At 71.9% G+C, this 25762-nt stretch carries 28 protein-coding genes; 15 read left to right on the top strand and 13 right to left on the bottom strand.

Annotated elements, in window-relative coordinates; all coding sequences use genetic code 11:
* The first annotated feature begins 16 nt into the window (after positions 1–16).
* A complete protein-coding gene (locus ACWF79_RS08400; RefSeq protein ID WP_453727267.1) occupies positions 17–766 on the top strand; it encodes an LOG family protein in 750 nt (249 codons plus the stop codon).
* A gap of 105 nt (positions 767–871) precedes the next feature.
* Here the strand turns inward: ACWF79_RS08400 and folP are convergent, their stop codons facing one another.
* Positions 872–1732, bottom strand: a complete 861-nt coding sequence (gene folP, locus ACWF79_RS08395; protein WP_453727266.1) for a dihydropteroate synthase — start codon at positions 1730–1732, stop codon at positions 872–874.
* A gap of 103 nt (positions 1733–1835) precedes the next feature.
* Between folP and ACWF79_RS08390 the strand changes: the two genes are divergently transcribed.
* Entirely contained in the window at positions 1836–2207 is a 372-nt protein-coding gene (locus ACWF79_RS08390) for a hypothetical protein (RefSeq protein ID WP_453727265.1), read from the top strand.
* Complete coding sequence (locus ACWF79_RS08385; protein WP_453727264.1) at positions 2204–2788, top strand: DNA-3-methyladenine glycosylase I; 585 nt, start codon at positions 2204–2206, stop codon at positions 2786–2788. The genes ACWF79_RS08390 and ACWF79_RS08385 overlap by 4 nt, the downstream gene beginning before the upstream one ends.
* A 56-nt stretch (positions 2789–2844) precedes the next feature.
* Here ACWF79_RS08385 and ACWF79_RS08380 read toward each other — a convergent pair whose 3' ends face one another.
* From ACWF79_RS08380 to chcB, 3 genes are all read right to left on the bottom strand, one after another.
* Positions 2845–4074 (bottom strand): FG-GAP-like repeat-containing protein, encoded by a 1230-nt coding sequence (locus ACWF79_RS08380; protein WP_453727263.1) that lies wholly within the window; start codon positions 4072–4074, stop codon positions 2845–2847.
* Positions 4075–4109: 35 nt separating this feature from the next.
* Positions 4110–5357, bottom strand: coding sequence for an FG-GAP-like repeat-containing protein (locus ACWF79_RS08375; protein ID WP_453727262.1), 1248 nt, complete (start codon positions 5355–5357; stop codon positions 4110–4112).
* Positions 5358–5476: 119 nt separating this feature from the next.
* A complete protein-coding gene (gene chcB, locus ACWF79_RS08370) occupies positions 5477–6280 on the bottom strand; it encodes a 2-cyclohexenylcarbonyl CoA isomerase (protein ID WP_453727261.1) in 804 nt (267 codons plus the stop codon).
* 335 nt (positions 6281–6615) lie between these two features.
* Between chcB and ACWF79_RS08365 the strand changes: the two genes are divergently transcribed.
* On the top strand, positions 6616–6783 hold the full coding sequence (locus ACWF79_RS08365; protein WP_006346801.1) for a DUF3117 domain-containing protein: 168 nt from the start codon (positions 6616–6618) through the stop codon (positions 6781–6783).
* 128 nt (positions 6784–6911) lie between these two features.
* Here ACWF79_RS08365 and ACWF79_RS08360 read toward each other — a convergent pair whose 3' ends face one another.
* Positions 6912–7577: an O-methyltransferase gene (locus ACWF79_RS08360; RefSeq protein WP_453727260.1), complete on the bottom strand. Its 666-nt coding sequence runs from the start codon at positions 7575–7577 to the stop codon at positions 6912–6914.
* A gap of 141 nt (positions 7578–7718) precedes the next feature.
* Here ACWF79_RS08360 and sigE point away from each other — a divergent pair, with 141 nt between their 5' ends.
* From sigE to ACWF79_RS08335, 5 genes are all read left to right on the top strand, one after another.
* A complete protein-coding gene (gene sigE / locus ACWF79_RS08355; RefSeq protein ID WP_361964247.1) occupies positions 7719–8477 on the top strand; it encodes an RNA polymerase sigma factor SigE in 759 nt (252 codons plus the stop codon).
* Between the two features lie 2 nt (positions 8478–8479).
* The gene (locus ACWF79_RS08350) at positions 8480–9490 is read left to right on the top strand and encodes an anti-sigma factor family protein (RefSeq protein WP_453727458.1); all 1011 of its coding nucleotides are present in this window, start codon (positions 8480–8482) and stop codon (positions 9488–9490) included.
* Between the two features lie 78 nt (positions 9491–9568).
* On the top strand, positions 9569–11335 hold the full coding sequence (locus ACWF79_RS08345; protein WP_453727259.1) for a S1C family serine protease: 1767 nt from the start codon (positions 9569–9571) through the stop codon (positions 11333–11335).
* A gap of 91 nt (positions 11336–11426) precedes the next feature.
* Entirely contained in the window at positions 11427–11912 is a 486-nt protein-coding gene (locus tag ACWF79_RS08340) for a sec-independent translocase (protein WP_453727258.1), read from the top strand.
* Between the two features lie 93 nt (positions 11913–12005).
* Positions 12006–12635 (top strand): hypothetical protein, encoded by a 630-nt coding sequence (locus ACWF79_RS08335; RefSeq protein ID WP_453727257.1) that lies wholly within the window; start codon positions 12006–12008, stop codon positions 12633–12635.
* A 48-nt stretch (positions 12636–12683) separates the two neighbouring features.
* On the opposite strand, the gene ACWF79_RS08330 is transcribed toward ACWF79_RS08335, so the two are convergent.
* Genes ACWF79_RS08330 through ACWF79_RS08320 form a run of 3 tightly spaced genes read right to left on the bottom strand, consistent with a single transcriptional unit; the run spans position 12684 to position 15729 of the window.
* Positions 12684–13817 (bottom strand): Mrp/NBP35 family ATP-binding protein, encoded by a 1134-nt coding sequence (locus ACWF79_RS08330; protein ID WP_453727256.1) that lies wholly within the window; start codon positions 13815–13817, stop codon positions 12684–12686.
* A 42-nt stretch (positions 13818–13859) separates the two neighbouring features.
* Positions 13860–14468, bottom strand: a complete 609-nt coding sequence (locus tag ACWF79_RS08325; protein ID WP_453727255.1) for a DUF1003 domain-containing protein — start codon at positions 14466–14468, stop codon at positions 13860–13862.
* Positions 14458–15729, bottom strand: coding sequence for a magnesium transporter MgtE N-terminal domain-containing protein (locus ACWF79_RS08320; RefSeq protein WP_453727254.1), 1272 nt, complete (start codon positions 15727–15729; stop codon positions 14458–14460). Before ACWF79_RS08320 ends, ACWF79_RS08325 begins: the two co-directional genes overlap by 11 nt.
* Positions 15730–15940: 211 nt before the next feature.
* On the opposite strand from ACWF79_RS08320, the gene ACWF79_RS08315 reads away from it, so the two are divergent.
* A complete protein-coding gene (locus ACWF79_RS08315) occupies positions 15941–16723 on the top strand; it encodes a hypothetical protein (protein WP_453727457.1) in 783 nt (260 codons plus the stop codon).
* Positions 16724–16747: 24 nt separating this feature from the next.
* Here the strand turns inward: ACWF79_RS08315 and ACWF79_RS08310 are convergent, their stop codons facing one another.
* The 3 genes from ACWF79_RS08310 to ACWF79_RS08300 form a co-directional block, all read right to left on the bottom strand.
* Positions 16748–17989 (bottom strand): CapA family protein, encoded by a 1242-nt coding sequence (locus tag ACWF79_RS08310; protein ID WP_453727253.1) that lies wholly within the window; start codon positions 17987–17989, stop codon positions 16748–16750.
* Between the two features lie 151 nt (positions 17990–18140).
* The gene (locus ACWF79_RS08305) at positions 18141–18650 is read right to left on the bottom strand and encodes a hypothetical protein (RefSeq protein ID WP_453727252.1); all 510 of its coding nucleotides are present in this window, start codon (positions 18648–18650) and stop codon (positions 18141–18143) included.
* A gap of 31 nt (positions 18651–18681) precedes the next feature.
* Positions 18682–19824, bottom strand: a complete 1143-nt coding sequence (locus ACWF79_RS08300; RefSeq protein ID WP_453727251.1) for a magnesium and cobalt transport protein CorA — start codon at positions 19822–19824, stop codon at positions 18682–18684.
* 413 nt (positions 19825–20237) lie between these two features.
* On the opposite strand from ACWF79_RS08300, the gene ACWF79_RS08295 reads away from it, so the two are divergent.
* From ACWF79_RS08295 to ACWF79_RS08280, 4 genes are all read left to right on the top strand, one after another.
* Entirely contained in the window at positions 20238–20822 is a 585-nt protein-coding gene (locus ACWF79_RS08295; RefSeq protein ID WP_453727250.1) for a suppressor of fused domain protein, read from the top strand.
* 133 nt (positions 20823–20955) lie between these two features.
* Positions 20956–21594 carry a DUF6758 family protein gene (locus tag ACWF79_RS08290; protein WP_453727249.1) on the top strand — a complete coding sequence of 213 codons (639 nt, stop codon included), beginning with the start codon at positions 20956–20958 and terminating at the stop codon, positions 21592–21594.
* Positions 21595–21786: 192 nt separating this feature from the next.
* Positions 21787–22662 carry a PHP domain-containing protein gene (locus ACWF79_RS08285; protein ID WP_453727248.1) on the top strand — a complete coding sequence of 292 codons (876 nt, stop codon included), beginning with the start codon at positions 21787–21789 and terminating at the stop codon, positions 22660–22662.
* Between the two features lie 177 nt (positions 22663–22839).
* The gene (locus ACWF79_RS08280) at positions 22840–23445 is read left to right on the top strand and encodes a MarC family protein (RefSeq protein ID WP_453727247.1); all 606 of its coding nucleotides are present in this window, start codon (positions 22840–22842) and stop codon (positions 23443–23445) included.
* A 99-nt stretch (positions 23446–23544) separates the two neighbouring features.
* Here the strand turns inward: ACWF79_RS08280 and ACWF79_RS08275 are convergent, their stop codons facing one another.
* Positions 23545–23697, bottom strand: coding sequence for a hypothetical protein (locus tag ACWF79_RS08275; protein WP_453727246.1), 153 nt, complete (start codon positions 23695–23697; stop codon positions 23545–23547).
* 183 nt (positions 23698–23880) lie between these two features.
* On the opposite strand from ACWF79_RS08275, the gene ACWF79_RS08270 reads away from it, so the two are divergent.
* Positions 23881–24807 carry an NYN domain-containing protein gene (locus tag ACWF79_RS08270; RefSeq protein ID WP_453727245.1) on the top strand — a complete coding sequence of 309 codons (927 nt, stop codon included), beginning with the start codon at positions 23881–23883 and terminating at the stop codon, positions 24805–24807.
* A 28-nt stretch (positions 24808–24835) separates the two neighbouring features.
* Here the strand turns inward: ACWF79_RS08270 and ACWF79_RS08265 are convergent, their stop codons facing one another.
* Positions 24836–25705, bottom strand: coding sequence for an alpha/beta fold hydrolase (locus tag ACWF79_RS08265; RefSeq protein WP_453727244.1), 870 nt, complete (start codon positions 25703–25705; stop codon positions 24836–24838).
* Positions 25706–25762 lie beyond the last annotated feature (57 nt).

Genomic DNA, 25762 nt, shown 5'->3' with positions numbered 1-25762 from the left:
GTGGAGGGAGCAGGCCATGGGTATCCCCGAGGGAGCGTCGAAGCCGGAGGAGCAGCGGCTGGGACCGGTGCTGCGGCGCCGGGACCAGGTCCAGCCGGGCACCACGGATCAGCGTCTGCTGGACACCGAGGGCGACTCGGAGTGGGTGCACACCGACCCGTGGCGGGTCATGCGCATCCAGTCCGAGTTCGTGGAGGGCTTCGGCGCCCTCGCCGAACTCCCGAGCGCGATCAGCGTCTTCGGCTCGGCGCGTACGAAGCCGGACTCGCCGGAGTACGAAGCGGGCGTGCGGCTCGGCCGCGCGCTGGTCGAGGCCGGCTTCGCGGTCATCACGGGCGGCGGCCCGGGCGCGATGGAAGCGGCGAACAAGGGCGCGCGGGACGCCAAGGGCATCTCGGTCGGCCTGGGCATCGAGCTCCCCTTCGAGCAGGGGCTCAACCCGCACGTCGACATCGGGGTGAACTTCCGCTACTTCTTCGTCCGCAAGACGATGTTCGTGAAGTACGCCCAGGGGTTCGTCGTCCTCCCCGGCGGTCTCGGCACCCTGGACGAGCTGTTCGAGGCCCTCACCCTCGTCCAGACGCGCAAGGTGACCCGCTTCCCGATCGTGCTCTTCGGTACGGAGTACTGGAAGGGCCTCGTCGACTGGCTCCGCGACTCGGTGGTCGCGGGCGGCAAGGCCTCGGAGCGGGACCTGCTCCTCTTCCACGTGACGGACGACGTGGACGAGGCGGTCGCCCTGGTCAGCAAGGAGACGGGCCGGTAAGCAGAGGATCCGGCCCGTCGGCGCCCGAGGCGCGCGGGTCCGGGGGCGGAGCCCCCGTCACGGGAAGGGGCGGGGCGGGAAAGAGCCCGCCCCGCCCCTTCCGTCCTACGCCAGCCCGCGCCGGGCGACGGCGGGCTCACGGTGCCCCGCGATCGTCGCCACCATGTCGAGCACCTGCCGAGTCTCGGCGACTTCATGCACCCGATACACCTGGGCACCGAGCCACGCCGAGACAGCGGTCGTCGCCAAGGTCCCGAGCACCCGCTCCTTCACCGGCCGGTCCAGCGTCTCGCCCACGAAGTCCTTGTTGGACAGCGACACGAGCACGGGCCACCCGGTCTCCGTCATCTCCCCGAGCCGCCGGGTCGCCTCCAGGCTGTGACGGGTGTTCTTCCCGAAGTCGTGACCCGGGTCGATCATGATCCCGTCCCGCCGTACGCCCAGGGCGACGGCCCGCTCCGCCAGGCCCACGGTCACCCGCAGGATGTCGGCCATCACGTCCTCGTACGCGATCCGGTGCGGCCGGGTCCTCGGCTCCGCGCCGCCCGCGTGGGTGCAGACGAGACCGGCGCCGTACCGCGCGGCGACCTCCGCGAGCCGGGGATCGACCCCGCCCCACGCGTCGTTGAGGACGTCCGCGCCGGCCTCGCAGACCGCCTCGCCGACGTCCGCGCGCCACGTGTCGACGCTGATGACGACCTCCGGATGCCGACGCCGTACCTCCGCCACGAAACCGACCGTGCGGCGCGCCTCCTCCTCGGCCGTGACCTCCTCGCCGGGGCCCGCCTTCACCCCGCCGACGTCGATGATGGCGGCGCCCTCGGCGACCGCCTGCTCGACGCGGGCGAGGGCGGGCTCGTCGCGGAAGGTGGCGCCCTGGTCGTAGAAGGAATCCGGGGTCCGGTTCACGATCGCCATGATCACCGGCTCGTGCGGCCCGAATTCACGCCGTCCCAAGCGCAGCATCCCTTTTGTCCTCCCTCGCGTCCGTTCGCCTGCGACCCTAACTGTCAGTGGCGCATGGCACGATCGGCACGGGACGTTTTCCACTTCGGGGAGAGGCGCGCTGGTGTTCTGGTTCTTGCTGATCGCGATGGTCGTGGTCGTCGCCGCGGTCACCCTCGCGGTGATCGGTGGCGGTGACAGCGAGGTGCTGCCCGAGGTGGCGCCCGAGCGGCTGGTGGACCCGCTTCCGGCGGCCCGGCCGGTGGACCGCGCCGACGTCGAGGCGCTCCGGCTGCCGGTGACGGCCCGGGGGTACCGGATGGCGGACGTGGACGACGTCCTCGGGCGCCTGGGCGCCGAGCTCGCCGAGCGGGACGCCCGGATCGCCGAGCTGGAGGCGGCGCTCGCGGGCGGGCACGGCAGGCCGGGCGGACACGGCGACCAGGGCCCGTCGTCCGGCCCCTCCTTCCGTAAGGACGAAGGGGCGGGGCAGTGACCGGCGAGGCGATCCCCGGTCCGGACGGGAGGCTCCGCTGCCCCTGGGGCCTGTCGACCGAGGACTACGTGGCGTACCACGACGAGGAGTGGGGCCGACCGGTCCACGGGGACGACGCGCTGTTCGAGCGGCTCTGTCTGGAGGCGTTCCAGTCCGGGCTGTCGTGGATCACGATCCTGCGCCGGCGCGAGGGCTTCCGCCGGGCCTTCGCCGGCTTCGAGATCGCCTCGGTCGCACGGTTCGGCGAGGCGGACCGGGAGCGGCTCCTCGTGGACGAGGGCATCATCCGCAACCGCGCGAAGATCGACGCGGCCATGGCCAACGCCAAGGTGCTGGCCGAGTGGGCCCCCGGTGAGCTGGACGCCTTGATCTGGTCGCACGCCCCGGACCGGGCGAGCCGCCCGGCCCCGCTGACGACCCTGGACGTACCGGCCGTGACGGACGAGTCGACGGCCCTGTCCAAGGCCTTGAAGAAGCGGGGCCTGCGCTTCATCGGCCCGACCACGGCCTACGCCCTGATGCAGGCCTGTGGCCTGGTCGACGACCACCTCAAGGACTGCGTGGCCCGGGGCACCTCCTAGGAGGCACCCCGGGGACTCACGGAGCCCGGCCCCGGCCGGGCGGCCGTCGGACGGCGTCAGAAGACGTGGACGCCGTCGGCGGCGTCGAAGGACATCTGGAACGTCGGTGCGCCGATGCCTCCCTGGCCGTTTCCGGCGTCGAGGTACAGCTCGCGGTAGTTGATCGTCCGCATGAGGTCGGGCAGGCCGTCCCCGTTCACGTCGCCGACGGTCAGCAGCTGCTCGTTGGCGGGCCAGGCGTACGGCAGCTTCGTACGGCTGCCGAAGCCGCCGCGCCCGTTGCCCGGGTACAGCCACAGCGCGCGCGAGCCGTCACGGGCGACGAGGTCCGCCCTGCCGTCCCCGGTCATGTCGCCGGGCGCCACCAGCCGGTTCATCCCGTTCCAGCCGGCGCCGAGGCTCTTACGGGCGGAGAACCACCCGCGCCCGTTGCCGGGGTACATCCAGAGCACACCGGCCGTGTCCCGGGCGACCAGGTCGCGGCGGCCGTCGCCGGTGACGTCGCCCACCGCGGCGATCTCCCGCATGGTGTTCCAGCCGCCGCCGATCTTGACGCGGCTCTTGAACCAGCCCAGGCCGTTCCCGGGATAGAGCCAGAGCACGCCGGCCTTGTCACGGGCGAAGACGTCCTCGTTCCGGTCGCCGTCGTAGTCGCCGTGCCGGACGAGCTGGGTCATCGCGTTCCAGCCGCCGCCGATCAGCCGCCCCTTCGGAGGGGTGGTGCTGCCGAAGTCGCGATACCCCGGCAGGAACCAGAGCCGGCCGTCCTCCCCGCGGTGGAGGAGGTCGGCGACCCAGTTGTTGTCCAGGTCGCCGAGCGTGCTGACGGGCGCGGGCTCCGGGCGGGCGCTGGGCGCCAGCCAGTCCATCCAGGGAACGCCGTAGGAGAGCTCGTAGTCGGTCGTGGCCACCCGGATCGAGCTGATCGTGTTGTCGAGCCTGCCGTCGAACGCGCCGCCGCCCAGATCGATCGCGCCGTTGTGCGGGCCGATGTGCAGCGAGTCCTCACCGGTGTAGTTCGGGCCCGTGGAGGCGCTCGCGTACAGACCGGAGTTGTTGACGATCGACGAGGTCCTGTCGTTCCAGGTCCCCAGGGTGGGCTGACTGGTGGAGATGATCTTCATCTCGCCCTTGAACTCCGGGTACTGGAACAGGCAGAGCTTGCCCGCCGGGCAGCGGGACGAGTCCGCCGCGGCGTTCGGCGCCGCGACGACGAGCGTGGCCAGCGAGGCCACGGTGGCGACGGCGGCGGCGAGGACGCGCCGTGCCCGAGAGGTTCCGACCATGGATCGGACTCCCTTCGATGGAGGAGTGAGGGTCGTCAGAAGACGAAGTGGGAGGAGCGGAGCAGGCCGAGCGTCCTGGGGGCCTGAAGGCCTCCGTCCGCGTTGCTCGGGTAGACCCGGAGGTACATGGCGCTCTTCCGGTCCCAGGGGTCGGTGCCCGGTGCGTGGGCGACCAGGTCGGGCCGGCCGTCGCCCGTGAGGTCGCCCAGTCCGGCCAGTTCCTTCAGCCCGTTCCAGCCGCCGTTGCCGATCAGCTTGCGGGCGCCGAAGGAGCCGCGGCCGTTGCCCGGGTAGAGCCAGAGCTTGCCGTCGGTGTCCCGGGCCACGAGGTCGGCCCGCCGGTCGGAGTTCATGTCGCCGGCGCCGACGAGTTCGTTCATGACCTTCCAGCCCGTCCCGGCCTTCTGCCGGGCGCCGAACCAGCCCTTGCCGTTGCCGGGGTACGTCCACAGGACACCGGCGGTGTCGACCGCGAGCAGGTCGGCCTTGCCGTCCCCGGTCAGGTCGCCCGCGGCGGCGATGTCCCGCATGGTGTTCCAGCCCGAGCCGACCTTGAGGCGGGGCTTGAACGGGCCCTTGCCGGTGCCCGGGTAGAACCACAGGTCGCCGGCCGTGTCGCGGGCCAGGACGTCCTCGGTGCCGTCGCCGTCGTGGTCACCGTGACGGGTCAGCTTGGTCATGGTGTGCCACCCGCCGCCGAGGCGCTGCGTGGTGCCCGTGCCCTCCCAGCTGTGGGTGGTCCACAGACCGCCGACCGCGTCACGGGTGAGCAGGTCGGCGAAGCCGTCGTTGTTGACGTCGCCGAACGCGCCGAGCGTCGACGAGGAGGCGGGCCGGAGCTTGGGAGCGGCGTCGCCGTACCAGGTCGGGAACCGGCTCTCCGAGCCGCAGAAGTCGTCCGCCTCGGGGCCGACGTCGATCGAGCTGACCGCGCGGTCGAGCTCGGGGTACGCGCTCTCGTCGAAGGTCTCCGACGTGTAGAAGTGCACGGACCCCTCGGGAGCGAGACCGTGCTGCGGATAGAAGCAGACCGCGTCCGCGCTGTGGTTCACGAACGACCGGATGCGGTTGTCCCAGGCGCCGAGGGAGTACATCGTCCGGTCCACCACCAGCATGTCGCCCTGGTGGAGCGGCTGGCTGAAGACGCAGACCTTGCCGGAGGGACACCTGCCCCAGCCGTCGGCCGCCTGCGCCGGGACCGCGAGGGCCGACGCCGACAGACCGACTGCCAGGGCGGTGATGAGAGCGCCGCGAACGGATCGCGACGCCGAGAGAGGACGCACGAAACCCCCCAGGTGTGCGTGAAGAAGATGTGGAGCACTCGAGATGAACGAGTGGTGTGCGGATCATATAGACGCGCACACCACTCGTTCGAAGGGGTTCCTGTGGGGTTGGGCAGGGCCTAGCGGCCGACGTACTTCGGCTTCTCCTTCGCCAGGAACGCCTGCACCGCGATCGTGTGGTCCTCCGACACGCCGGCCGCCGTCTGGAGCTCGTCCTCCTTCTCCAGGGCCTCCGACAGCGAGTGGTCCGCGCCGTACGCCATGGACTCCTTCAGCGCCGCGTACGCCACCGTCGGGCCCTCGGCCAGGGTGCGGGCGATCTTCAGGGCCTCCTCGGCGAGGTCGGCGGCCGGGACCAGCTTGTTCGCGATCCCGAGTTCGTACGCCTCCTGGGCGCTGATCGAGCGCGGGAAGAGCAGCAGGTCGGAGGCGCGGCTCGCACCGATCAGCCGGGGCAGCGTCCACGACATGCCCGAGTCGGCGGTCAGCGCCACGCCCGCGAAGGAGGTGTTGAACGCGGCGGTCTCCGCGACCACCCGGTAGTCCGCCGCCAGCGCGAAGCCGAAGCCGGCGCCCGCCGCGACGCCGTTCACGCCCGCCACCACCGGCTTCTTCATGCCGGTCAGCGCCCTGACGATCGGGTTGTAGTGGTCCCGGACCGTGTTCATGGTCGCCTGCGACCCGGACTCCTTGTCCTGCATCAGCAGGCCCACGTGCTCCTTCAGGTCCTGCCCCACGCAGAACGCGCGGTCGCCCGCCGCCGTCAGCAGCACCGCCCGTACGGCCGTGTCCGCGCCCGCCGCCTCCACCGCGTCCCGGAGGGCGAGCTTCGCCTCGATGTTCATCGCGTTCATGGCCTCGGGCCGGTTGAGCGTGATCGTGGCGAGTCCGTCGGTCACTTCGTACAGCACGGTGTCGGCCATCGCGGCTTCCCTTCGCGTCTTCGCGTCCCTGTCCCTGCCCCGGACTTCGTCCGGGGGACCCCAGCATGGCGGAGATCACCCACCCCGCACATGTGACCTGCGTCAAAGAGTTGCGGGGTGATGGTGGCGCGGTGGCGGCGAAGTATCGCAGGCCGATCGCCGAAATGGGCGGTTTTGCGGAAGCGCGTTGCGCAAGCGATGCAGTCCGATGTTGGTCATCGGGTCCTGTGATGCGGGATAATGACCTGGAAGCAATGTGTTCGATGCCGGTGACGTGTGCTCCCGATCAGGGGCCGTCGGCTGACGAAGAGCTGGTTTCAGGAAGGGGAACAAGCATGGCGGCCATGAAGCCGCGGACGGGCGACGGCCCGCTCGAGGTGACCAAGGAGGGGCGGGGCATCGTCATGCGCGTTCCGCTCGAAGGCGGCGGTCGGCTTGTCGTCGAGCTGACCCCGGACGAGGCCGAAGCCCTCGGCGACGCCCTGAAGCAGGTAGTCGGCTGACTCGACAAGCCAGGATTGTCCGCCCCTGCCCCGGCACGGTACCCACCGCGCCGGGGCAGGGGTGTATCGGGGGTGGGTGAGGGCCGAGGGGCCGCCATCGGGGGCGTGCGGAGCGGGGGAGGGCGCCGTCAGCCCCGGCGCACCGCGCACAGCAGGCCGTCGCCCACCGGCAGCAGGGACGGCAGCAGCTCCTGGCTCTCCCGGACCGCCCGCAGCAGCTCCCGTATCCGCAGCACTTCCGCCGGCTGCGCCGCCGAGTCGACCGTGCGGCCGTCCGCGAAGACGCCCTCGAAGCAGACCAGACCCCCAGGTCGCAGCAGGCGCAACGATTCAGCGAGGTAGTCCAGGCACTCCAGCCGGTCGCCGTCGCAGAAGACGAGGTCGTACCCGCCGTCCGCGAGCCGGGGCAGGACGTCCAGGGCGCGGCCCGGGATGAAGCGCGCCCGGTTCGCCGCGAACCCGGCCTCCCGGAACGCCGTCTTCGCGAACTGCTGGCGCTCCGGTTCCAGGTCCACCGTCGTCAGGACCCCGTCCGGCCGCATCCCGTGCAGCAGATAGATCCCGGACACGCCCGTGCCGGTACCGATTTCGGCCACCGCTTTCGCGTCCGCCGTCGCGGCCAGCAGGCGCAGAGCGGCGCCGGTGCCCGGTGACACCGAGGGCAGCCCTGCCTCCCGGGCCCGGTCACGGGCCCAGCGCAGCGCTTCGTCCTCGGCGACAAAGGCGTCGGCGAACGCCCAGCTCGTCGGCCGGTTGGCGGTAATGGCCCTCTCCTGTCCCCGTAGTTGGCGCAACGGTGACTGTATCCGCTGCGCCCGGGAACCCGCAGATGGGACCGCGCGTTCACAGAGGGCAGGACGGCGACGGGGGCGCGGAGCACCCGGTCCCCAAATTCGCGTAAAGATTCTTATCCGGAGCTAACGGGCGAGGTGGCTATGGTAGGGGCTCCACTGGACACCACCAGAGCCGACAGGGGAGGTGCGGCTGCGCCTGTGGATCGGGGAGGAGTGCTTCGGCGTCTTCTCAGGTCGGCGGGTGAGCCGAAATCCGTGACAAACACCGCTGACCGAATCCACACCGCCGACTCCGCTCCCACCACCGCGACCTTCGCATCGGATGCGGAATCGCAGGCGTGGACTCCGCCCACCTGGGAGGAGATCGTCAGCACGCACAGCGGCCGGGTCTATCGCCTCGCCTATCGGCTGACCGGCAACCAGCACGACGCCGAGGACCTCACGCAGGAGGTCTTCGTCCGCGTCTTCCGCTCGCTGTCGACGTACACGCCGGGGACCTTCGAGGGCTGGCTGCACCGCATCACCACCAACCTCTTCCTGGACATGGTCCGCCGCAAGCAGCGGATCCGGTTCGACGCGCTCGGCGACGACGCGGCCGAGCGGCTGCCCAGCCGCGAGCCCTCCCCGCAGCAGGCGTTCAACGACACGCACTTCGACGCGGACGTGCAGCAGGCCCTCGACACCCTCGCGCCCGAGTTCCGGGCCGCGGTCGTCCTCTGTGACATCGAAGGGCTGTCGTACGAGGAGATCGCCGCGACGCTCGGCGTGAAGCTCGGCACGGTCCGCAGCCGCATCCACCGCGGCCGCTCGCACCTGCGCAAGGCGCTCAAGCACCGTTCCCCCGAGGCCCGGGCGGAGCGCGCGCTGGCCGCCGTCGGCTGGGAGGGCGGAACGGCGTGAGCATCAGTCCTGCCGGCCCGACCCCCGCGGAGCAGCACCTCGGGGACCGACTCGCCGCGCTGGTCGACGGGGAGCTCGGCCACGACGCACGCGAGCGGGTCCTCGCGCACCTCGCGACCTGTGCCAAATGCAAGGCGGAGGCCGACGCCCAGCGCCGGCTGAAGAGCGTCTTCGCCTCCACCGCACCCCCGCCGCCCTCCGAAGGGCTCCTCGCACGCCTTCAGGGGTTGCCCGGGGGCCCTGGCGAACCGGGGGGTGACGGTGGCGACCGTCGGGGACCCTTCGACGAACTCTTCGGCCTCGGCGGAGGCGGAGGCGTCGGAGGAGGCCTCGGCGCCATGAGGTCGGACGGCTTCGCGACGGCCGCGCCGGTCTCCCCGCACCACTCCGGTTTCCGCATCCACGCCGTCGGCGGTCCGCGCGAGGGTGACCGCCCCTCCTGGCGGGGGCGGCGCTTCGGCATCGCGGCCGCCAGCGCGGTCTCCTTCGCCGCGATAGCGCTCGGCGGCGCCCTGCCGCTGGAGTCGTCGGTGAACATCGGCGCGCGCGGCGAGGGCACGGGTACGAACGTCACCCCGCTCCGCTCCTCCGCCGCGGGCACCGGCGCGAGCGCGGGCGTGGGCGTGGGTTCCGTCTCCGGTACGGGCACGGGGTCCGGTACGGGCACGGCGACGAACGCGGGCGCGACCGCCGGACGCGGCGGGCGCACGGAGGAGCGGACGTCCGTCGGCTCCTCGGCGAGCCCGATCGGCGTCGGATCCACCACCGGCACGGTGGCGGCCGGCCCCCTGGTCCCCGGCGACCCGGCGCCCGCCGTCCCCCTCCAGCTCCAGGGGACGTCCGCCCCCCAGTCGGTCCTTGAGCTCTCCCCGTTCATACGGCCCACGGGCCCGGCCCTGCGCCTGGCGTTCACGACCGCGTACAACCCGCTGGGCGGCCCGGCTCCCACCCCGTCTCCGGCCTCGTTCGCGGACGCCAACCCGACGACGACCCCGCTCACTGCCCACCGCTGAGCCCGGACCTGGTTGAATCCTCGGCACGGGCGCCCGCCGTGAGGCGGGCGCGGACAGGTCAGCTGTTGCGGGGAGAGCATGAACGACGGGAAGTCGACCGGCCAGAAGCCGAAGTGGTGGAGTCGGCCGACGAGTACGCCGCCGGCGGGAGAGATACCGCAGCCGCCGGCCGCGGACGAGGGCGACTTCACCCTTGCCGCCCCCGCGACCCCGGACGCGCCGCCCGCGCCCGTACCGCAGCAGGCGCAGGGCGAGCAGCAGGTGCTGGGCGAGCAGCCGATGCCGGTCGAGCCGCAGATGCCGGTCGAGGCGCAGGCGCCGGGCGACGTGGAAGTGGGGCCCGAGGTTCGGCCGGAGCCGCAGGACCAGGTCCCCGCGCAGACGCAGACGCAGACGCAGCCCCAGCCGCTGCATGAGCCCGACGAGTACCGGACCCCGCCCTACGGCGAGCCCGGGCCGTGGGCGCCCGCGCCGCCCGTCCAGCGACCGGTGGCGACTCCGGCCCACGGCGTGCCCGTACCGCCGCAGCAGGCCGTCCCACAGCAGGCCGTCCCGCAGCAGGTACCCCAGCCGGCCGTCCCGCAGCCGGTCGCGCCCCAGCCGGCCGTCCCTCAGCCGGTCGCCCCGCAGCCCGCGCAGTGGGTGCAGTACGACCCCTGGGGAGCGCCCGGTGCCCCCGGCGTGCCGGCCGCGCCGCTGAGTGTCGGGGCCGAGCCGGTGGGCAGGCCCCGCCGCTCCCGCCGCGGGCTCGCGCTCGCCGGGGCGCTGACCTTCGCCCTGATCACCGGCGTCCTTGGTGGCGCCGTCGGCGCGTACGTCGAGCGCAACGGCGGCGTCACCACCGTCGAGCTGCCCCAGGCGGACGTCGAGGGCGGCGACCGGGCCCCCGAGTCCGTCGCCGGGATCGCCGCCAGCGCCCTGCCGAGCGTGGTCACCCTGCACGTCAGCGGTGCCGGTTCCTCCGGTACCGGCACCGGCTTCGTCCTGGACACCCAGGGCCACATCCTGACCAACAACCACGTGGTCGACGCGGCCGCCTCCTCCGGCGAGATCAGCGTCACCTTCAGCAGCGGCGAGACCGCGAACGCCAAGCTCGTCGGCAAGGACAGCGGCTACGACCTCGCCGTCGTCAAGGTCACCGGGGTCTCCGGCCTCAAGCCGCTGCCGCTCGGCAACTCGGACAACGTCCGCGTCGGCGACCCGGTGGTCGCCATCGGCGCCCCCTTCGACCTCCAGAACACCGTCACCTCCGGCATCATCAGCGCCAAGGAGCGCCCCATCACGGCCGGCGGCGAGAAGGGGGACGGCAGCGACGTCAGCTACGTCGACGCCCTCCAGACCGACGCCCCGATAAACCCGGGCAATTCGGGCGGGCCCCTGGTCGACTCCAAGGCGCGGGTCATCGGAATCAACAGCGCGATCCGCGCGGCGGGTGACGGTTCGAGCGGTGAGGGCGGGGCGCAGTCCGGTTCCATCGGCCTCGGCTTCGCCATCCCCATCAACCAGGGCAAGCGGGTCGCCGAGGAGCTGATCAACACCGGGAAGGCCACGCACCCCGTCATCGGCGTGAGCCTCGACATGCAGTTCAACGGCGACGGCGCGCGGGTCGGTGAGAAGGGCAAGGACGGCACCGCCTCGATCACTCCGGGCGGCCCGGCGGCGAAGGCCGGCATCCGTCCCGGTGACGTCATCACCAAGGTCGACGGCCAGCGCGTGCACAGCGGCGAGGAGCTGATCGTGAAGATCCGCGCGCACCGCCCCGGCGACCAGCTGGAGCTGACGCTGAAGCGCGATGGCAAGGAACAGACCAAGACGTTGACGCTCGGTTCCTCGCAGGGCGACTGAGCGCCATGTGGGAGACACCGCAAGGTACCCGCCCGGCCGTTTCGGCGGGTACCGTGGAGCGGGCCCCGGACCCGGTGTAAGGAGCAGCAAGGTGTTCAACGACCTAGGCATACTCGAGCTCGTCACGCTCGTGGTCCTCGCCGTGCTCATCTTCGGCCCGGACAAGCTGCCGAAGGTCATCCAGGACGTCTCGCGTTTCATCCGTAAGATCCGCGATTTCTCCGAGAGCGCCAAGCAGGACATCCGCACCGAGCTGGGGCCGGAGTTCAAGGACTTCGAGTTCGAGGACCTCAATCCCAAGACGTTCCTGCGCAAGCAGCTGGACGGGAACGAGGACTTCAAGGAGCTGAAGGAGCTGCGCAGCAGCTTCGACCTCAAGAAGGAGATGAACGAGGTCGCCGACGCGGTGAACGGCCGCGAGCCGGAGCCGTCCGCGGCGCCCGCCGCCTCCGTCCCCGCGACCGTTGGGGGCACCTCCCGTACCGAAGGTGACGGGGGAGGTTCGCCGGACCTCCTCAAGAAGCAGGACAAGCCGGGCGGCGACGAGCGGTCGCCGTACGACTCCGACGCGACCTGACCACCTGGGCTGACACCCCCAGGGGTGAGCCGGTGGCTATCCTCCATCTGTTGTCCGCCGTCGCGGACACGACGGATCGAGGAGGCGGCCGAGATGGAGACGACGAGTCGGGTGGAGGGAGTGCCCGCAGCCCGGCGTACGGCCGAAGGCTATCTGCGCGCACCCTTCACCTGGTACGGACTTGACGAGGCGTTCACCGGACCGCGCTGGCTGATGCAGGTCGGCACGGCGGCGGACGGGACCGTCCAGCACGGGTCGATGGGCCACGGGGACGAGCCGTCGATAAAGTCCGACGCGAGCGGCGCCGAGAAGGAGCGCTTCGCCGTCGTCGTGACGGTCGCGGCGAGCCCGGTACGCCGGACGGGCGACGGTACGGGTGTGCTGGACGCCACCACCGTCTCCTCCGCCGCCTGGCTGGCCGGCTCCGGGCTCCTGGCGTACACCTGGCCCGCGCAGCTGGACCACGCGCTGCGGGACGACTGGCTGGACCAGCAGACGGAGACCGCGTTCGAGCTCGCCGACGACCTGACGGGCCCGGAGTGGTCGACGCTGTCGCTCCCCGTGGACGGGGTGCCGGTGCCGTTCCACTACCGCGAGTCCGAGTTCGGCTGGGTCCTTGCCGGGTCCGCGGGTGAGGTGCACATCGGGGCCTACGGGCGGGGGATGAGCGCGTACGGCCTGGGCTTCGCCGGGGTCGAGGACCTGGGGGCGTACGCCTCGTAGGAACGCGGAAGGGCGCCCCCGGCGGGGGCGCCCTTCTCATTCACCTGCTCAGAACTTGTTGCGCGGCGTGATGCCCAGGCTCATGCCCGAGAGGCCGCGCTGGCGACCGCCGAGTTTGGCGGCGATCGCGCGGAGGGCGGAGCCCGCCGGGGAGTCCGGGTCGGTGATGACGACCGGCTTGCCCTCGTCGCCGCCCTCGCGCAGGCGGACGTCGATCGGGATGGAGCCGAGGACCGGGACGGTCGCGCCCGTGGTCTTCGTCAGGCCCTCCGCGACCCTCTGGCCGCCGCCGGTGCCGAACACGTCGACCATCTCGTCGCAGTGCGGGCACGGCAGGCCCGACATGTTCTCGACGACGCCGACGATCTTCTGGTGCGTCTGGACGGCGATCGAGCCGGCCCGCTCGGCGACCTCGGCCGCCGCCTGCTGCGGGGTCGTGACGACGAGGATCTCGGCGTTCGGCACGAGCTGCGCCACCGAGATCGCGATGTCGCCTGTGCCCGGGGGCAGGTCGAGCAGGAGGACGTCCAGGTCGCCCCAGTACACGTCCGCGAGGAACTGCTGCAGCGCGCGGTGGAGCATCGGGCCGCGCCACACCACCGGGGCGTTGCCCGGGGTGAACATGCCGATGGAGATGACCTTCACGCCGTTCGCCGACGGCGGCATGATCATGTTCTCGACCTGGGTCGGACGGCCGTCCGCGCCCAGCATGCGGGGCACCGAGTGCCCGTAGATGTCGGCGTCGACGACACCGACCTTCAGCCCGTCGGCGGCCATCGCCGCCGCCAGGTTCACGGTCACGGAGGACTTGCCCACGCCGCCCTTGCCGGAGGCGACCGCGTAGACGCGGGTGAGCGAGCCGGGCTTGGCGAACGGGACCTCGCGCTCGGCCGTCGTGCCCCGCAGGGCCGACGCCAGCTCCTTGCGCTGCTCGTCGCTCATCACGTCCAGCGTGACGTCGACGCCGGTGACACCCTCCACCCGTGCGACCGCGTCGGTGACGCGCTGCGTGATCGTCTCGCGCATCGGGCAGCCGGAGACGGTGAGGTAGACCGTGACGGCGACCCTGCCGTCGGATCCGATCTCCACCGACTTGACCATGCCGAGCTCGGTGATCGGTTTGTTGATCTCGGGGTCGTTCACCGTCGCCAGTGCTTCGCGCACCGCGTCTTCCGTAGCCATACGGAGATGGTACGGCGCCGACCACCGGCGCCGGAAAGACTGTCAACGGTCGGGTACGTCACTTCCGCGATCGTCGGCCGGGGGGAATAGATCGCGACGGTCCCGGTGGCCGTCCTGGCGCTCGTCCATTTCCTTGATCAGGTCCTGGAGCTCCGAGCGGATCCAGTCGCGGGTGGCCACCTCGCCCAGGCCCATCCGCAGCGCCGCGATCTCCCGTGTCAGGTACTCGGTGTCGGCGATGGACCGCTCGTTCTGCTTGCGGTCCTGTTCGAGATTGACCCGGTCTCGGTCGTCCTGCCGGTTCTGGGCCAGGAGGATCAGCGGGGCCGCGTACGAGGCCTGGAGGGACAGGGCGAGCGTCAGGAAGATGAACGGGTACTCGTCGAACTTCAGCGACGACGGCGCGAAGACGTTCCACAGCACCCAGACGATGATCGTCAGGGTCATCCAGACGAGGAACCGCCCCGTCCCCAGGAACCGCGCGATCCGCTCCGAGAGCCGGCCGAAGGCCTCCGGGTCGTACTCCGGCAGCAGCCTCGACCGCCGCTCGCGCGGCAGGTCGAGCCGGATGCGGGGCATGGTCCGTTCCCGCTCCCTTTCCCGCTCCCGCTCCCGATCGCGCTCCCGGTCGTACGTGCGCTCAGCCGCCATGCGTCACCTCCGCCTCGTGGAACTCGGTCTCGCGCCAGTCCTCCGGCAGCAGATGGTCCAGGACGTCGTCCACGGTGACCGCGCCGAGCAGCGACCCGCTCTCGTCCACCACCGGCGCCGCGACCATGTTGTACGCGGCGAGGTAGCTGGTGACGGCGGGCAGCGGGGTGTCCGGTGCCAGTGGCGGCAGGTCGCTGTCGAGGAGCGCGCTGACCAGCGTGAACGGCGGGTCCCGCAGCAGCCGCTGGAAGTGCACCGTGCCCAGGTACTTGCCCGTCGGTGTCTCGTCCGGCGGCCGGCACACGTACACCTGCGCCGCGAGCGCCGGCGAGAGGTCCTGCTGCCGTACGCGGGCCAGGGCGTCCGCGACCGTGGCGTCCGGCCGCAGCACGATCGGCTCCGTCGTCATCAGTCCGCCGGCGGTCCGCTCCTCGTACGCGAGGAGCCGGCGCACGTCGGCGGCGTCGTCGGGCCGCATCAGGGTGAGCAGCCGCTCCTTGTCCTCCTCCGGCAGCTCGGAGAGCAGGTCGGCCGCGTCGTCCGGGTCCATCGCCTCCAGGACGTCCGCCGCGCGCTCCTCCTTCAGCTTGCCCAGGATCTCGATCTGGTCGTCGTCCGGCAGCTCCTCCAGGACGTCCGCGAGCCGGTCGTCGTCGAGGGCGGCGGCGACCTCGGCGCGCCGCTTGGGGGAGAGGTGGTGCAGCACGTTGGCCAGGTCGGCGGGGCGCAGCCGCTCGAAGGTGGCGACCAGGTTCTCCGCCCCCTGGCCCTCCTCCTCCAGGGAGAAGCCCGTGACGGCCGACCACTCCACGGTCAGCGTCTCGCCCTTGCGGCGCAGCGCGCCGGGCTTGCCGCGCCGGACGAAGACCTTGTCGATCTCCCACTCGCGGCGGGCCGGGAGCTGCTGGATGGCGATGTCGAGGACGGTGACCTCCTCGTCGGCCTCGACGAGCCGGACGCGGCGGTCGAGGAGTTCGCCGAGGACGAGCCGCTCGGTGGGGCGCTGCTCGAAGCGGCGCATGTTGACCACTCCCGTCGTGATGACCTGGCCGGACTCCACGCCGGTGATCCGGGTCATCGGCACGAAGATCCGACGGCGGCTGAGCACCTCCACCACCATGCCGAGCAGCCGGGGCGGGCGGCGGCCCACCCGGAGCATGGCGACGAGGTCGCTGACGCGGCCCACCTGGTCGCCGTTGGGGTCGAAGACGGGGACACCGGCGAGGTGCGAGACGAAGATTCGGGGGGCGCCTGCCGCCATGCCACGCGCCTCCTCGGTGCCGCACGATTCGGGTCAATGCTGAGGTATGCCGGATTCAGGCTAGCCCGTGCCCATCCGTGGCGCCCGGGCGAGGGCACCCGTACGGCTGCCTGCGGTGACGCCACGCCGCCCGGGTACGCTGCGTGCTGCCGTCCCCCCCACCATCGACGACACCATCGACGACGTCGACGACAGACGAGAGGCCGCGCCGGTGACCGCACTCCTCACTGCATCGCGCATCCGCAGGGCCGTCCTGCCGCTGGCGCTGTGCGCCGGTCTCGCGGCGGGACTCAGCGCCTGCGCCGAGGATCCGGACGAGGGGACGAACGGGGTCGGGAAGCTGGCCCCGGACGTCATCGAGCAGAAGGCGCAGGCGGCGGCGGACGGCGCGAAGGCGGTCCGGCTCGCCGGGACGCTCGTCAGCAAGGGCGGCACGTTCAAGCTGAACATGCGGCTCAAGGACGACGGCGCGGCCGGTTCGGTCACCACGAAGAACAGCACCTTCGAGCTGCTGCGGGTCGGTGACGCGCTCTACATGAAGGCCGACGCGGCGTTCTGGGCGCACGGCGAGGACGGCAAGGCGTCCGCCGGGCCCACCGAGAGCGCGGACGGCTCCGATGCCGACAGCGAGGCCGCCGACAAGCTCGACGACAAGTACGTGAAGGTGCCGCAGGACGACCCCTCGTACAAGCAGCTGCGCGGCTTCACCGACATGGACCTGCTCCTGGACGGTCTGATCGGTCTGCACGGCGACGTGGTGAAGGGCGACCGCGACAAGATCGGCGGCATCCGCACGGTCAAGGTCAAGGGCGGCGAGGACGGCGAGGGCGGCACGCTCGACGTCGCCCTGGAGGGCACCCCGTTCCCGCTCCAGTTCGCGCGGGGCGGCGGGGCGGGCGTCGTCGTGCTGTCCGAGTGGGACAAGGACTTCGCGCTGGAGGCCCCCGCCCCGGGCGAGACGCTCGACTACGGCAAGCAGCTGCCCCGCACCTGACGAGGCCTCAACCCGCCTGCGCCGCTACCGCGTGGCGCGGGTCAGCCCCTGGGCCGCCGCGCCCCGGGACAGCACGGCCTCGGTGACGCGGGCGTCGACCGCTTCGTACCGGTCCGACGCGCCGGCCGGCGCGTCGCAGGACGCGCAGACGACGCGGAAGGGCGGGCCCATGTCGGAGTACTGCGTGAGGTACTCGGCCTTCGTCACCGTCCACCGGCCGGGGTGCTCCGTGGAGGGCGTGAAGGTGAAGCGTGGGATGGAGGACATGTTGCCGCGCAGCTTGTCGGCGGTGAAGAAGCTGGCGACCTGGTCGCCCATGCCGTAGACCACCCAGGTCCCGTTGACCTTCTCGTACGGCTGCGGCACGTGGTTGTGCGTCCCGATGACGAGGTCGATGTCGGGCAGGCCGTCCGTGCGGGAGGCCGTGAGGGCCTGCGCGAGCTCGCGCTGCGCCTCGTCGGGGGCCTCCTGCCACTCGGTGCCCCAGTGGATGCTCAGCAGGACGACCTGGGCGCCCGCCCGCCGTGCGGCCCGCGCGTCGTCGACGATCCTCTGCCGGTCGGTCAGGTTGACCGCCCAGGGCTTGCCTTCGGGGAGCGGGATGCCGTTCGTCCCGTACGTGTACGACAGCTGCGCCACCTTCGCGCCGCCGGCCGTGTACCAGGCGGGGGCCTTGGCCTCCTCGGCGTCGCGCGCCGAGCCGACGTGCTTCAGGCCGACGCGGTCGAGCCCGTCGAGGGTGCGCTTCAGGCCCGCGAACCCGGCGTCCAGGGTGTGGTTCGAGGCGGTCGAGCAGCCCTCGTAACCGGTCTCCTTGAGGGCGTCGGCGAGCTGGTGGGGCGCCTGGAAGGTGGGGTAGCCGGTGTAGGGGCCGCCGGGCTGCCCGTAGGGGATCTCGTGGTGGCACAGCGCGAGGTCGGCGCCGGAGACGATGGGCTTGACGCCCGCGAGGATCTTCCGGAAGTCGTGTCCGCCGCCCTCCGCGTCCGCGGCCGCCCGCTGGATGATCGAGGGGTACGGGATGATGTCGCCGGTCGCGACCATGGTGAAGGGGCGGGCGGCCGGGGCGGGGGCGGCCTCGGCGGGTTCGCCGGAGGGGGCGGGGGCGACGGGGGCCCGGTCGCCCCTGTCACGCGAGGGGCCCTGCGGGCCGCCGTCCGCCAGCACGACGCCGAGAGCGCCGGCGAGGGCCAGGCACACGGCTGTCACGACGGTGGTGGCCGCCTTCCCACGCCACCGTCGGTGGTCCTCGTCGACGTCTGCCATGACTGCCCTGTCTCGAACGGGGGTTCGCTGACCGTCACCTGATCAGATGCATCCGGTTACGGTCAGGTTCCATCAGGAACGGACATCGCGCACGACGAGATCGCGCCTTCGGTCCCGGGGCGGGACGGCGCGGGGGTGAGGGCTCGGCGGCTCAGCGCTTGCGGCGCTTGAGCAGCAGACGGGGAAGGGCCGCCGGAACGGGGCGGCGGGTGATCGCCTCGGAGGCCTGCGGGGCCGCCGCGAGGGAGCCGGTCGGCAGATCGGTCGTCGAGCCGAGCGGCGCCAGCCGGAGTACCCGGCACTCACGCGCCCACCGCTCGGTCATGGCCTCGCCGTCCGTCGCGTTGAGGCGCTTGCCCTTCAGCTCGGCGACCGCCGCGTCCCACTCGTCCGTACCCGGATCCAGTGCGGAGACCGCCGCCGTCCAGGCGACGATCCGGCCGCCCTTGTCCTTGCTGCGGACCGTGACCTCGGCCGTGCCGCCCGCGACGAGCCCCGGAAGGGGCTGCTCGCCCGGGCCGTCGCCGACGACGTGCGCCGCGCCCTCGTGCCAGACATGCCACAGGGCCCGGGCCGGGGCGTCCTCGCCCCGGACCCAGATGAGGCCGGACTTCTTCGTGGCCTCCTCGACGAGGGCGGGCCCGAGCAGCGTGTCTGTCATGCCCGCAGCCTATCCAGAGCCGGCCGTACGGCTAGAGCCAGCCGTTGCGCTTGAGGGTGCGGTGGATGGCGAAACAGATCGCCGTGATGCCGACGAGCACCATCGGGTACCCGTACTTCCACTCCAGCTCGGGCATGTGGTCGAAGTTCATGCCGTACACGCCGCAGACCGCCGTCGGGACGGCGATGATGGCCGCCCACGAGGTGATCTTGCGCATGTCCTCGTTCTGCGTGACCGTCGCCTGCGCCAGGTTGGCCTGGAGGATCGAGTTGAGCAACTCGTCGAAGCCGACGACCTGCTCCTGCACGCGTGCGAGGTGGTCGGCGACGTCACGGAAGTACTTCTGGATGTCCGGGTCCACCAGCCGCATCGGGCGCTCGCTGAGCAGCTGCATCGGGCGCATCAGCGGGCTGACCGCTCGCTTGAACTCCAGTACCTCACGCTTGAGCTGGTAGATCCGCCCGGTGTCCGTGCCGCGCGTGGAGCCCTTCGCCGGCGGCGAGAAGACATCGATCTCGATCTGGTCGATGTCGAGCTCGACGGCGTCGGCGACCGCGATGTAGCCGTCGACGACGTGGTCGGCGATGGCGTGCAGGACGGCCGAGGGGCCCTTGCTCAGCAGCTCGGGCTCGCCCTGGAGGCGGTGGCGGAGGTTGCGCAGGGAGCCCTGCCCGCCGTGCCGGACGGTGATGACGAAGTCGGGGCCGGTGAAGCACATCACCTCGCCGGTCTCCACGACCTCGCTGGTCGCGGTGAGTTCGGCGTGCTCGACGTAGTGGATCGTCTTGAAGACGGTGAAGAGGGTGTCGTCGTACCGCTCCAGCTTCGGCCGCTGGTGGGCGTGGACGGCGTCCTCGACGGCGAGCGGGTGGAGCCCGAACTCGGCCGCGATACCGGCGAATTCGGCCTCGGTCGGCTCGTGCAGCCCGATCCAGGCGAAGCCGCCGCTCTCCCGCACCTGCGCCATCGCGCCGCGCGGCGTGAGGCAGGCGCGGTCGTCCACGCGGCTGCCGTCGCGGTAGACGGCGCAGTCGACGACGGCGCTGGAGGCGGAGGGGTCACGGGTCGCGTCGTAGTTGGCGTACGGCGAGACGGCACCGGCGGTGGTGGGCTTGCGCAGGGAGGGGCGCAGGGAGGGACGGACCGCGGCGCGCAGGTCACGGATCATCGACATTGGCATGCTCCTTCACGGAGAAGCCGTCGGCGAGGCGTGGCACAGCCCGGAATGAGGACGTGGAGCTACGTCGTCCACAAAGCGGGCGGCACCGCGGGATCGCGGTGACGGCGTTCGCTACAGACAGGCAAAGGCGAAGTGCTCTTCCGTCGTGCGAGATGCCGGGTGACGGTGGGCGGACCAGGTGCGGAAGGCCTCAGATCACCGGGAGGAACGCACCGGGCTCGGGTGCGGGGCGGAAGAGCGGTTGGTACTGCCCGATCGACTTCGATCCACGCAGCCCCACCTCCTCCGGCCGGTCCCCCTTGGGGGATGACGAGCGGTCGGGAGTACCGACCAGCGGCCAAGACTATCAGCCGACAGAGGGCCAATCCCTCTCTTTGCCCGTTCCCTACGCGCTTTATGCTCGCCGCATGGGAGAAGTTCTTGCTCTGGTCGAGGCCCGGCTGCGTTCGGCGCTCGGTGAACCGGACGCGCGCGCCGCGGTGACGTTTCTCGGAACGGACCGGATCGAGGTGCTCCGCTTCATCGACGGCGATGTCGTCCGTTACGCGACCCTCGGCATGTCCGCCCACCCGATGACCGACCCGGCGGCCGCGCTCGCCGATCCGGTGAAGGGCCCGCGCGCGGAGTTGGTGCTCTCGGTCCGGGCCGGGGTCGCCGACACCGACAAGGTGCTGCGCCCGCTCGCCGTCCTCGCCTCGACCCCGCAGGTCGAGGGCGTGGTCGTGGCGGCCGGTGCCTCGCTCGACGTGGGTGAACCCCTCTGGCCCGGGGCCCCGTTCAGCTCGGTCCTCGTCGCGGAACCCGGCGGACTGGTGGACGACCTGGAGCTCGACGACCCGATGGATCCGGTCCGCTTCCTGCCGCTGCTGCCGATGACGTCCAACGAGGCGGCCTGGAAGCGCGTCCACGGCGCGGAGGCGCTTCAGGAGCGCTGGCTGGCGAACGGCACCGACCTGCGCGATCCGCTGCGCCGCTCGGTGACCCTGGACTGACCCGCGACCGACGTGATGGGCCTCCGGCCGCGCGGTCGGTCGACCGGTGTACCTGCCACTCGGGGTGAACTGGTCGGTCCGGACGGGTGATCGTCCTTGACGCGGACGCGGAGGGGTAGGACCGTTGGGCTCTATGAGGGGCGAACCCAGTTGCCCGAGGTGCGGTGGCCGGGTCAGGGCGCCCGGTCTTTTTGCCGACTCCTGGCAGTGCGCCGTGCATGGCCCGGTGCACCCGCTGCAGCCCGTGATCCCGCCCAGCGTCGAGGCCCTCGGTGTCGTCGTGCACCGGGCCGAGGTGCCGGTCTGGATGCCGTGGCCCCTGCCCGTCGGCTGGCTCTTCACCGGCGTCGCGTACGCCGGTGACGACCGCAGCGGGGGACGCGCGACCGTCGTCGCCTGCTCGGGGCCGGGGCCGCTCGGCGGACTCGGCGAGCTGCTGCTCGTGGCCGAGGAGCTGGGCGTCGGACTCGGGGCGCGGTACGCCGGGCTCGACGGCCCGGACCCCGGACAGGGCCTGTCCATCGACAAGCCCGCCCAGACCAAGGTCCTCGCGGCCGGCCGCCCCACCCCCCTGTGGCACGTGAACGGCACCCCGCAGGACCGGGCGGTCTTCGCGGGGGAGGCGCGGGGGCTGTGGCTGTGGGCGATCGTGTGGCCGGAGCAGTCGGGCCTGCTGATGTACGACGAACTGGTCCTGACGGATCTGCGCGACGCGGGCGCGGAGGTCGAACTCCTGCCGTGCGGGGCCTTGACGCCGCGCCTACTGACGTAGGCGGCGGTCACGGGGCACGGGGTGCGGGGCGGGTGAGGCCTTGGGTTGTGCGGCTGCCCGAGCGCGGCGTCTTGGTTCTTCGGGGTGATTGACGTCTGTCGCCTTGGTTGTGCGGGGTCGCCTGGGCTTGTTCGCCCGTTATGCTGGAGCGTCCCCTTGTTCGCCCGCCCCCGAGTCCTGGAGCAACGCGTCGTGCGCATCGACCTGCACACCCACTCCACGGCGTCGGACGGTACGGACACACCGGCCGAGCTGGTCCGCAACGCGGCCGCCGCCGGCCTGGACGTCGTCGCCCTCACGGACCACGACACCACGCGCGGCCACGCCGCCGCGATCGCCGCGCTGCCCGAGGGGCTGACCCTCGTGACCGGCGCCGAGCTGTCCTGCCGCCTCGACGGTGTCGGTCTGCACATGCTCGCGTACCTCTTCGACGCCGACGAGCCGGAGCTGGCCGCCGAGCGGGAGCTGGTCAGGGACGACCGGGTGCCGCGCGCGCGGGCGATGGTCGGCAAGCTCCAGGAGCTCGGCGTCCCGGTCACCTGGGACCAGGTCGCCCGGATCGCCGGGGACGGCTCGGTCGGCCGCCCGCACGTGGCGGAGGCGCTGGTCGAACTCGGAGTCGTGCCGGACGTGTCCGGCGCGTTCACGCGGCAGTGGCTGGCGGACGGCGGACGGGCGTACGTGGAGAAGCACGAGCTCGACCCGTTCGAGGCGATCCGGCTGGTCAAGGCGGCCGGCGGGGTCACGGTCTTCGCGCACCCGCTCGCGGTCAAGCGGGGCGAGGTCGTCCCGGAGTCCGCGATCGGGCGGCTGGCGGAGGCGGGCCTCGACGGCATCGAGGTCGACCACATGGACCACGACGAGCCGACGCGGGCGCGGCTGCGCGGGCTTGCGAAGGAACTCGGGCTGCTCGCCACGGGCTCCAGCGACTACCACGGCAGCCGCAAGACCTGCGTCCTCGGCGAGTACACGACGGACCCCGAGATCTACGGCGAGATCACGCGCCGCGCCACCGGCGCCTTCCCGGTCCCGGGCGCCGGCGGACTCGCCCAGCACCCGGCTCCTTGAGGCCCTGCCCCGTGCCGACCCCCTTCGGGGAGGTCCGGCGCGGGAGGCCTCACGTGCGCGTACGGCCCGTACGCGGTCCGTCGGAGGTCCGACGGACCTCCGCGTGCCGGCCGCCCATGCCCCGTGTCGTCGGGGCCCCTCCCCACACCCTCGTACACCCCCATCGCAAGGCACACCGTGTTCGACGTCGCCGTCTTCGGCTCGCTGTTTCTGACCCTCTTCGTGATCATGGATCCCCCGGGGATCACCCCGATCTTCCTCGCCCTCACCTCCGGCCGGGCCACCAAGGTGCAGCGGCGGATGGCCTGGCAGGCCGTCGCCGTCGCCTTCGGTGTCATCACCGTCTTCGGGATCCTCGGTCAGCAGATCCTCGCCTATCTGCACGTCTCCGTACCCGCCCTGATGATCGCCGGCGGTCTGCTCCTCCTGCTCATCGCGCTCGACCTGCTCACCGGCAAGACCGACGAGCCCAAGCAGACCAAGGACGTCAACGTCGCCCTCGTGCCCCTGGGCATGCCGCTGCTCGCCGGGCCCGGTGCGATCGTCTCCGTGATCCTCGCCGTGCAGCACGCCGAAGGCGTCGGGGCGCAGGTCTCCGTCTGGGCCGCGATCGTCGCCATGCACGTCGTGCTCTGGCTGACCATGCGCTACTCGCTGCTGATCATCCGCGTCATCAAGGACGGCGGCGTCGTGCTCGTGACCCGGCTCGCCGGCATGATGCTGTCGGCGATCGCCGTGCAGCAGATCATCAACGGCGTCACCCAGGTCATCCAGGGCGCCTAGGGGCGCGCCTCTCAGGGCCCCGCACGCCACTGCGCCCCCGTACGGATTCCGGTTCACGGAGTCCATGCGGGGGCGCGGTGCGTTCGAGCGGCTGCCTTGTTACGAGGCCGTGGTGTCGGCCGGGCGGATCCAGATGCGCTGGCCGATCGAGGCGGCCTGCTGCACGATCCGGTTGACGGAGGCGGCGTCCACGACGGTGCTGTCGACGGGCGTGCCGTCGATGTCGTCGAGTCGCAGGATTTCGAAGCGCATGGGCTTCTCCCTTCGTCTGGAGTTGATCCTCCTGCTGGAGAACTGTGTGATGCGGTGTTACGTAGGGTCCAACGAGATGCACCCTGCAAACATTCCCTACGCTAAGGAAATTTTTCGAATGGCTAACTACTAGTGTGGGGGATGGTGGCGGCGGCCGCACGCCGGACGGACAATGAGGCCGGTATGAACGACGCAGAGACACCTCACACGCCGCCCCGCGACGCCGTCCACGACCTGGGCGATCGCCTGGAGCACACCAATGAGCTCCTCCGGCGGATGCTCGCCGAAGTGGCCAAGACCCCTTCGACACATGCCATCTTCGTCGACGCGGGTTACGTCTATGCTGCGGCCGGGTTGCTGGTCGCGGGCACCGAGGACCGCCGCTCCTTCGACCTCGACGCCGAGGGGCTCATCGAGGCCTTCATCGACAAGGCCCGCACGATCTTCGCCGACAGCCGGCTGCTGCGCGTCTACTGGTACGACGGCGCACGCCGCCGCATCCACACCCCCGAGCAGCAGTCCATCGCCGAACTCCCCGACGTCAAGGTCCGCCTCGGCAATCTCAACGCCAACAACCAGCAGAAGGGCGTCGACTCCCTCATCCGCTCCGACCTGGAGTCCCTCGCCCGCCACCGCGCCATCAGCGACGCCGCGCTCGTCGGCGGCGACGAGGACCTCGTCTCGGCCGTCGAGGCCGCGCAGGGCTACGGTGCCCGCGTCCACCTCTGGGGCATCGAGGCCGCCGACGGGCGCAACCAGGCCGAGCCGCTGCTCTGGGAGGTCGACAGCCGGCGCACCTTCGACCTCGACTTCTGGCGTCCGTACGTCACCCGACGGCCCGTCACGACGTACGAGAACGAGGGCGAACCCCCGCCCTCCCGTGAGGAGGTCCGCTTCGTCGGCGCCCAGATCGCCGCGATGTGGCTCGCCGAACGCGGCAGCGACGCGCTGGCCGAGCTGCTGCCCGGGCACCCGTACCTGCCGGGACCGGTCGACCAGGACCTTCTGATCGAGGCCGAGAAGCTTCTCAGCCGTTCCCTGCGCGGCCACGCGGCGCTGCGCAGGGCGCTGCGCGACGGCTTCTGGCAGCACCTCCAGGCGCAGTTCTGACTCCTACGGGCTCAGACGCGCGGAGCTCCTACGTGTTCGCGTCCGCGCCGTCCCAGAACGCCGCGAGCCGGGCCGCCAGCTCCTCCGGGTGCGAGACGTTGGGGGAGTGGCCCGCGCCCGCGACCACCGTGTGGTGCGCGCCCAGGCTCGCCGCCGCCGCGGCCAGACCGTGCACCGGCCAGACCATCTCCTGCGCGCCGTACGCGATGTGCACCGGCATCGGCAGCGCGGCCAGCCGTGCCGTACCGTCCGGGTCGCGCAGCAACAGCCGCCCAGCTCCCGCCAGTTGGGCGATCCGGGTGCGCATCCAGCGCCGCCGCAGGAACAGCACGATCTCCGGCGGGTCGATGATCCCCGGCTCCTCGCCCCTGCTGTCCAGCCAGCGCGTCGCCAGCCAGACCCGCTCCTTGGGCAGCAGCGCGAGCGCGCCGCGCAGCGCCAGGACCCTGGCCCGCTGCGGGCGGGCGACCCGGCCGGGCCCCGAGGAGAGCAGGGTCAGCGAGCGGAACGCGCCGGGCGCCAGCTCGGCGGCCGCGCGGGCCACCAGGCCGCCGAAGGAGTGACCGAGCAGGTGCACCGGCTCGTCGCCGAGCACGGCCGCCTGCGCCACCACGTCCAGGGCGAGCGCCCGGCGGCTGTAGGCGTGCCGCCCACGCGGGCCCGGCGTCTCGTGCTGGCCGCGGCCGTCGACGGCCACGGCACGGTAACCGTGCTCACCGAGCGGACCGAGCAGGGCGAGGAAGTCCTCCTTGCTGCCGGTGTACCCGGGCAGCAGCAGCGCCGTGCCGCGCCTCTCGCCCAGGGGCGCGGTGTCGAGGACGGCGAAGTCGCCGCGTGTGGTGCTCAGCCGGTAGGCACGGGTGCGCGGGGGCAGCGCCAGGGACCGGGGCTTGCTCATAGAGGGACTGTAACCGCTGTTCAGCGGGGGCCGGACGGCACGGTGGCCCGGCCCCTG

This window comes from Streptomyces sp. NPDC054975 (assembly GCF_053609105.1).
Note: the sequence above shows the minus strand (reverse complement) of the source record. Positions and strands in the feature narration are given on the sequence as shown.

What these genes read in the sequence shown, in the direction of transcription:
- ACWF79_RS08400 (WP_453727267.1), top strand. Translation starts at nt 17, where the DNA reads ATGGGTATCCCCGAGGGAGCGTCGAAGCCGGAGGAGCAGCGGCTGGGA.
- folP (WP_453727266.1), bottom strand. Translation starts at nt 1,732, where the DNA reads ATGCTGCGCTTGGGACGGCGTGAATTCGGGCCGCACGAGCCGGTGATC.
- ACWF79_RS08380 (WP_453727263.1), bottom strand. Translation starts at nt 4,074, where the DNA reads ATGGTCGGAACCTCTCGGGCACGGCGCGTCCTCGCCGCCGCCGTCGCC.
- chcB (WP_453727261.1), bottom strand. Translation starts at nt 6,280, where the DNA reads ATGGCCGACACCGTGCTGTACGAAGTGACCGACGGACTCGCCACGATC.
- ACWF79_RS08365 (WP_006346801.1), top strand. Translation starts at nt 6,616, where the DNA reads ATGGCGGCCATGAAGCCGCGGACGGGCGACGGCCCGCTCGAGGTGACC.
- sigE (WP_361964247.1), top strand. Translation starts at nt 7,719, where the DNA reads ATGGTAGGGGCTCCACTGGACACCACCAGAGCCGACAGGGGAGGTGCG.
- ACWF79_RS08345 (WP_453727259.1), top strand. Translation starts at nt 9,569, where the DNA reads ATGAACGACGGGAAGTCGACCGGCCAGAAGCCGAAGTGGTGGAGTCGG.
- ACWF79_RS08335 (WP_453727257.1), top strand. Translation starts at nt 12,006, where the DNA reads ATGGAGACGACGAGTCGGGTGGAGGGAGTGCCCGCAGCCCGGCGTACG.
- ACWF79_RS08330 (WP_453727256.1), bottom strand. Translation starts at nt 13,817, where the DNA reads ATGGCTACGGAAGACGCGGTGCGCGAAGCACTGGCGACGGTGAACGAC.
- ACWF79_RS08325 (WP_453727255.1), bottom strand. Translation starts at nt 14,468, where the DNA reads ATGGCGGCTGAGCGCACGTACGACCGGGAGCGCGATCGGGAGCGGGAG.
- ACWF79_RS08320 (WP_453727254.1), bottom strand. Translation starts at nt 15,729, where the DNA reads ATGGCGGCAGGCGCCCCCCGAATCTTCGTCTCGCACCTCGCCGGTGTC.
- ACWF79_RS08310 (WP_453727253.1), bottom strand. Translation starts at nt 17,989, where the DNA reads ATGGCAGACGTCGACGAGGACCACCGACGGTGGCGTGGGAAGGCGGCC.
- ACWF79_RS08305 (WP_453727252.1), bottom strand. Translation starts at nt 18,650, where the DNA reads ATGACAGACACGCTGCTCGGGCCCGCCCTCGTCGAGGAGGCCACGAAG.
- ACWF79_RS08300 (WP_453727251.1), bottom strand. Translation starts at nt 19,824, where the DNA reads ATGTCGATGATCCGTGACCTGCGCGCCGCGGTCCGTCCCTCCCTGCGC.
- ACWF79_RS08295 (WP_453727250.1), top strand. Translation starts at nt 20,238, where the DNA reads ATGGGAGAAGTTCTTGCTCTGGTCGAGGCCCGGCTGCGTTCGGCGCTC.
- ACWF79_RS08290 (WP_453727249.1), top strand. Translation starts at nt 20,956, where the DNA reads ATGAGGGGCGAACCCAGTTGCCCGAGGTGCGGTGGCCGGGTCAGGGCG.
- ACWF79_RS08275 (WP_453727246.1), bottom strand. Translation starts at nt 23,697, where the DNA reads ATGCGCTTCGAAATCCTGCGACTCGACGACATCGACGGCACGCCCGTC.
- ACWF79_RS08270 (WP_453727245.1), top strand. Translation starts at nt 23,881, where the DNA reads ATGAACGACGCAGAGACACCTCACACGCCGCCCCGCGACGCCGTCCAC.
- ACWF79_RS08265 (WP_453727244.1), bottom strand. Translation starts at nt 25,705, where the DNA reads ATGAGCAAGCCCCGGTCCCTGGCGCTGCCCCCGCGCACCCGTGCCTAC.